Source organism: Sabulibacter ruber (assembly GCF_017355955.1).
Classification (GTDB): Bacteria; Bacteroidota; Bacteroidia; order Cytophagales; family Hymenobacteraceae; genus Nibribacter; species Nibribacter ruber_A.
The window spans coordinates 1-252 of the sequence record NZ_JAFFID010000180.1 but is presented as its reverse complement, the minus strand read 5'-3'; the positions used below and the strand labels follow the sequence as shown (position 1 = coordinate 252).

The window sequence follows — 252 nt, the reverse complement described above, 5'->3', positions numbered from 1 at the left end:
CCCTCGCGGATCAGCGTCTGCCGCCCGTACAGGTCGGCGAGTACGGCGTTGAGCAGCGTCGCCCGCTGGATCAGCCCGGACTCAAGCGCCTTCCATTCGTGCGAGGGCAGCAGCAGGGGCATCATGTCGAGCGGCCAGGGCCGCTCCATCCCCATCGGGTCGGCGTAGATGTTGTAGGTGACGCCGTTCTGGTGCAGGAGGCGCCGCGCCTCCTCCCAGCGGTCGGACATCAGGTCGGGGTCGAGCGGACCC

General features: G+C 69.4%; 1 protein-coding gene. It reads right to left on the bottom strand.

The window, feature by feature from the left end; all coding sequences use genetic code 11:
• The coding region (locus tag JT719_RS24960) for a circularly permuted type 2 ATP-grasp protein (protein WP_207436479.1) at positions 1 to 252 on the bottom strand (252 nt) is incomplete at both ends.